Source organism: Neisseria sp. P0001.S005 (assembly GCF_051963715.1).
On record NZ_JBQCTZ010000660.1, the window covers coordinates 1 to 415 of the forward strand.

Annotated in this window: 1 protein-coding gene; it reads left to right on the top strand. The window is 52.3% G+C overall.

The genetic code is table 11. The annotated features are described in order from the left end of the window. A partial coding sequence (locus ACTHSP_RS22250) for a chorismate-binding protein (protein ID WP_440347041.1) occupies positions 1–415 on the top strand: 415 nt, incomplete at both ends.

Sequence of the window (415 nt, forward strand, 5' to 3'; positions counted from 1 at the left end):
CTACGAATTCGGATTGCCACTGATGGATATTTCATCCGCGCGCAGTGGCAATTTGCGTTTGCACTGGTTTGCCGATTATTCTGAAATCGATGCCGAAAGCTGGCTGGACAATCATTCAGACGGCCTTGAGGCAGGCATCTCCACTCCCCGATTCTCCGTATCCGAAGCCGATTATCTCGAGCATATCCGTCAAATCCACGAAGCCATCCGCCGCGGCGATACTTATCAAATCAATTACACCGCTCGCCTGTACCTGCAAACGTACGGCAATCCGATTCAGCTTTACCGCCGTTTGCGCCAGCCTGTGCCGTATGCCGTTTTGTCTTGTCTGCCCGACAGGGCAGGGCAGGAAGCGTGGACTTTGTGTTTTTCTCCCGAACTTTTCCTCAAAATCGATTCAGACGGCCTGATCACA